Origin of the sequence: Achromobacter sp. (assembly GCF_049647645.1) — a bacterium.
Taxonomy (GTDB): domain Bacteria; phylum Pseudomonadota; class Gammaproteobacteria; order Burkholderiales; family Burkholderiaceae_B; genus Achromobacter.
In genome coordinates this window covers 1-5,244 of the sequence record NZ_JBARYB010000231.1, presented here as the reverse complement: position 1 = coordinate 5,244, position 5,244 = coordinate 1, and the positions used below count along the sequence as shown (strand labels likewise).

The 5,244-nt window shown below is 68.9% G+C and carries 5 protein-coding genes; all 5 read left to right on the top strand.

Annotated features, from left to right (window positions below; translation table 11 throughout):
* Positions 1 to 1,574: HAL/PAL/TAL family ammonia-lyase (locus WBB14_RS27030; protein ID WP_424242486.1), on the top strand; the 1,574-nt coding region annotated here is incomplete at its 5' end.
* A 35-nt stretch (positions 1,575 to 1,609) separates the two neighbouring features.
* Entirely contained in the window at positions 1,610 to 2,593 is a 984-nt protein-coding gene (locus WBB14_RS27025) for a Bug family tripartite tricarboxylate transporter substrate binding protein (protein ID WP_424242485.1), read from the top strand.
* A 13-nt stretch (positions 2,594 to 2,606) separates the two neighbouring features.
* Positions 2,607 to 3,611 (top strand): ornithine cyclodeaminase family protein, encoded by a 1,005-nt coding sequence (locus WBB14_RS27020; protein ID WP_207472573.1) that lies wholly within the window; start codon positions 2,607 to 2,609, stop codon positions 3,609 to 3,611.
* Between the two features lie 10 nt (positions 3,612 to 3,621).
* Positions 3,622 to 4,440, top strand: a complete 819-nt coding sequence (locus WBB14_RS27015; RefSeq protein WP_424242484.1) for a phosphate/phosphite/phosphonate ABC transporter substrate-binding protein — start codon at positions 3,622 to 3,624, stop codon at positions 4,438 to 4,440.
* A gap of 193 nt (positions 4,441 to 4,633) precedes the next feature.
* Positions 4,634 to 5,244, top strand: a 611-nt coding sequence (locus WBB14_RS27010; RefSeq protein ID WP_424242483.1) for a LysR family transcriptional regulator, incomplete at its 3' end; no start/stop codon positions are given.

Sequence of the window (5,244 nt, the reverse complement as noted above, 5' to 3'; positions counted from 1 at the left end):
GCCGATCGCTCACCGCGGCTGACGTGGTCGCCGTCGCGCGCGGCGGCCAGCCCGTGGCGGCCACCGAGGCGGCGTGGCAGCGCGTCGCCCGTTCGCACGATCTGCTGCTGGAATATGGCCGCCTGGGACAGCCCGTATACGGCCTGAATCGCGGCGTGGGCCAGAACAAGGACCAGACTATCTTCTCGGGCGACACGCTGTCGGACGAGGCCCGGGCATTGTCCGCAGCCTTCAACCACCGCATGTTGCTATCGCACACCGTGGCCTACGGCGAGCCGGCGGCGGCGGACACGGTGCGCGCCGCCATGCTGATACGGTTGAACACGGCGCTGGCCGGCGGCACCGGCATGAGCCCGCCCCTGGTTCGCCAATACGCCGAGTTTCTCAACAAGGGCTTGACGCCGGTGGTGCTGGGCCAGGGTTCGGTCGGCCAGGCCGACATCACCATCCTGCCGCAGATCGGGCTGGCCATGATGGGCGAAGGCATGGTGGAGACCGGCGGCAAGCTCCTGCCAGCGGCCGAAGCCATGCGCCAGGCGGGCCTGGCGCCGGTCCAGCCTTACGCCAAGGACTCCCTGTCGCTGCTGAGCTCCAATGCCTATGGCGCGGCCCTGGCCATTCTCGCGGCGCACGACGCCAGCCGCGTGCTGGACCGCGCCGATGAGGTGGCCGCCCTGTCGCTCGAAGGCCTGAACGGCAATATCGCGCCCTTGCTGCCCGCCACCCAGGGCCAGCGTCCCTATCCTGCCCAGCAGCAGGTAGCCCGGCGCATCCTGTCGCTGCTCGAAGGCAGCGCGCTGTGGCAGACGGACGAGCAGCGGCCCCTGCAGGACCCCCTGAGCTTCCGTACCGTGAGCCAGGTGCATGGCGCCGCACGTGAAGCGCTGCGCCAACTGGACGCGCAGTTGCTGGTGCAAATCAACAGCTCGGATGACAACCCGACCGTGGCGCTGGACGTGTCGCCGCCGGCCGGCGCCACGCCGCAGGAAGCCCGTTACTACGTGACGGCAGGCAAGCTGCGCGGCGCCGTGCTGCCCAGCGCCGGCTTCGATCCCACCGCCTGGGTAGTGCCGTTGCAGTCGGTAGGCGTAGCGCTTTCGCAGGTTGCCCAGTCTTCGGCGCAGCGCGTGCTGCGCATGGGCGATCCGGCCTTCACCAAGCTGCCGCGGTTTCTGTCGCCCAATGACACCACACTGGCCTACACCACGATCCAGAAGCCCGTGTCGCTATTGGCCACCGAGATCCGTACGCTGTCGCAACCCGTCTCGTCCGATGCGCTGGCGGTCGCCGGCAATATCGAAGATGTGGCCACCAATGGCCCGCTGGCCGCGCAACGCGTGGGGCAGCAGACCGGGCGGTTGCGCACCTTGCTGGGCATAGAGCTGATCCATGCGGCGCAGGCCGTGGACCTGCGCACGCGCGCCGATCCCCAGCGCCTGGTGGGCAAGGGAACCGGCGCGGTGCTCGCGGCCTTCCGGGTGGAAGTGCCGTTTCTTTCGCAAGACAGAAGACTTGCCGACGACATCGCGCGCGCCGACCGGTTTCTGGACCAAGAGCGCGACGCCGCGCTGTAGGCGCCGCAGCCTGACCGACAACAAGGGGAATGAACATGAACAAGTATCTCGCGCTGTGCCTGAGCAGTACGCTCCTGGCCGCCACGCTGTCCGCACCCGCGGCTGCCGCCGAAGGCAAGTATCCCGCCCGGGCCGTCACCATCGTCGTGCCGTTCGGCGCGGGCGGCATCGCCGATGCGCTGCCCCGCATCGTCGGCCAGGAACTCAACAGCAAATGGGGCGTGCCGGTCATCATCGAAAACAAGGTCGGCGCCTCCGGCAATATCGGCATGGACTATGTCGCGCGCGCCAATCCCGACGGCTACACGCTGGCCCTGGCGCCGGCCGGCAACCTGACCGTCAACCCGCTGCTCTATACCAAGCTGCCCTTCAACACGGCCCGCGACTTCGCGCCGGTGACCATGCTGGCCACCTCGCCCAATGTGCTGGTGGTCAACGATAAGGTGCCGGTCAAGACCTTCACCGAACTGGTGGCCTATGCGCGCCAGCATCCGGACCAGCTCAACTATTCCTCGCCCGGCCCCGGCAGCGGTGCCCATCTGGCGGGCGAACTGCTCAACCAGTCGGCCGGCATCGTCACGCGCCATATCCCGTACAACGCCATGGCTGCCGCCGTCAACGATGTGGTGGCGGGCAATGTAGACATGATGTTCGCCGGGGTCTCGACCGTGCTGCCGTTCATCCAGTCCGGCAAGCTGCGCGCGCTGGCCGTCGCCGGCCCGCAGCGCCTGCCGCAATTGAAGGACGTGCCCACGGTGGCCGAAAGCGGCTATCCGGGCTTCGACGTGACCTCCTGGTACGGCCTCGTCGCGCCGGCCAAGGTGCCCGCCGCGATCCTCGACCAGTTGCAGGCCGACATCGCCGCCGTGCTGCAGAAGGAAGCCGTGCGCCAGAAGTTCGCCGGCCTGGGCGTGGTAGCCGCCGGCTCGAACCGCGCGGATTTCACCCGGGCAATCCAGCAGGAAACCGATAAATGGGCGGCCATCGTCAAGCAGGCCGGCATCCAGCCTATCCAATAACCGAGGAGACATCATGCAATCCATAGACATCACCTACCTGAACGGCCCCGACGTGCGCGCGCTGGAGTTGACCGACGCCGAAATTCTGGCCGCCGTGCAAAGCGCGCTGGACGCCCAGGGGCGGGGCAAGACCGTCATCGAACCGCGCATGCACCTGGTGCCGGAGTCTTCGGCCAAGGGACACTTCAATGTGTTGCGCGGCTACATCGAGCCGCTGCACGTGGCGGGCGTGAAAGTGGTCAGCGACTTCGTCGACAACTACAAGGTCGGCCTGCCTTCGGAGATGGCCTTGCTCAACCTGTTCGATCCCGTCAACGGCAAGCCGCTGGCCGTGGTCGACGCGACCGCCATCACCGACATGCGCACCGGCGCGGTGACGGCGCTGGGCGCCAAGTACCTGGCGCGCAAGAACAGCAAGGTGCTGGGCCATATCGGTTCGCGCGGCACCTCTTACTGGAACGTGCGCCTGCTCGACAGCCTCTACGACTTCGACGAGATCCGCGTGCATTCGCGCCGCCCGGAAAGCCAGCAGGCCTTCGGCGAGCGCCTGTCGCGCGATCTGGGCAAGCCGGTGAAGGTCGTCAATGATTGGGAATCCTGCGTGCGCGGCGCCGACATCGTGGTCGAAGCCTCGCGTCTGCCCGAACCGACGCCGCTGCTCAAGACCGAGTGGATCAAGCCCGGCGCGCTTGTCATGCCCTACGGCACCATGAGCGCGGTGGAACTGAGCCTGACCGACATCATGAGCAAGGTGGTGGTCGATGACTGGGGCCAATGCCGCAAGGGCCTGCCCTATGGCTCGCTGCGCGCCCACGTCGACAGCGACCGCATCACCGAGGAAAACCTGCACGCCGAACTGGGCCAGATCGTGGCGGGCCTGAAACCGGGCCGCGAACGCGATGACGAGACCATCCTGTTCTGGCACCGCGGCCTGTCCACCACCGACATCGCGCTGGGCCACGCCATGCTCGAGAAGGCCCGCAAGATGGGCCTGGGCCAGACCTTGAAGTTTGCCTAGGCGCAGCCCCATGGATCTCATCACTTCGACACGGATGTACGACGTGGCGCCCGCTGCGCGGGCAGCCTGGCATGCGCTGCTGCAGGCCGCGCATGCCCGCGCCGGACTGGACGTGCGGTTCGTCGAGCACGGCTGGCCTACCCCCATCGGCGAACTGTGGGAGCGGCCCGGCCTGTGCGGCGTCTTCATATGCGGCTGGCCCTACGTCATGGCGCTGCAGGCGGGGCGGGCCTTTGGCGCCGTCGCCGCGGTGGTGCCGGACTGGCCGGCCTACGAAGGCCTGCCGCGTTACCGCAGCGAATTCCTGGTGCGCGCCGACTGCGGCTGGGCGTCGCTGGCAGAAGCGGCCGGCAGCCGCTATGGCTGGATGGTGCGTGACTCGCAATCGGGCTGGAACGCGCCGCGCGCGGCGCTGGCCGAGCTGGCCGCGGCCGGCGGCGCCCTGTTCGCGGCGTCCAAGGGACCCTACGGCAACCCACGAGGCCTGCTACGCGCCCTGGCCGACGGCGAGATCGACCTGACCGCGGTCGACGGCTGGTATCTGGATCTGCTGCGGGCGCACGATCCCCCCGCGCTTGCTGGACTGCGCACGCTGGCGTATACGCCCTGGACGCCGAATCCCTTGCTGGTGGCCGGGCCCGACGTGGACCAGGCCGCCGCGCAGGCCCTATCGGACGTCCTGCTGGCCATGCACGAGGATCCCGCACACGCGCCGCTGCTGCGCGCTGCCCACGTGGCGCGCTTCACGCGCCCCGACCCGGCGTCGTACTCGGTCCTGATCGACATGGCGCAAGCCGCCGCGGCGGCCGGCTATCCCGAGATACGCTGAAGCAGGGGCAGGCCCCGCCGTACCTGGCACGCGGACTGCCCCGATTCCCCGGGGCGGCGGCGCTTTAAAGAATTATTAAAACCCCGTGCCGACAATGCACTCCTGCGACGGCGGGCTGCGGCCCGCCCGAAGCACGCACCCTCAGCAATGAAAGATGGCGCTGATCCGTCCGGACCGCGCGGGAGATGCATACATGAAACGCCTGCATGGCATGGAATTGTTCGCCGAAGTGGCGAAGGCTCACAGCTTCAGCCGGGCCGCCGCGGCCCTCGGCATGCCCACCTCCACGGTGTCGCGCCAGGTGGCCGAACTCGAGCGCTCGGTCGGCCTGCGCCTGCTCAGCCGCAACACGCGCCGGGTGGAACTGACCGACGCCGGCCGGCTGTATTTCGAGCGCTGCCGCCGCATCGTCGCCGAAGCCGATATCGCCCACGAGGAGCTGCGCGACCAGCTGGAAAACCCCAGCGGCCCGCTGCACGTCCAGCTGCCGGCGGCATACGCGCTGGACGCCCTGATGCCGGCCCTGGTCGCGTTCGGCGGCCGCTATCCCGACATCCGGCTGCAGATGAGCGTGGCCGGCCCCGAGTTCGCCGAGCACCCGCCCGAGATCGGCGACCTGGCGATCCGCCTGGGCGAACTGCCCGACTCGTCGCTGGTGGCGCGCCGTCTCGGCGCGGTCCATGCCAGCCTTTACGCCTCGCCCGCCTATCTGGCGGCCCGCGGCACGCCTGCCAGCCCCGCCGACCTGGCGCGCCACGACTGCATCGGCCTGCGCGCTGGCGGCGGCCAAGCGGCGCCCTGGCC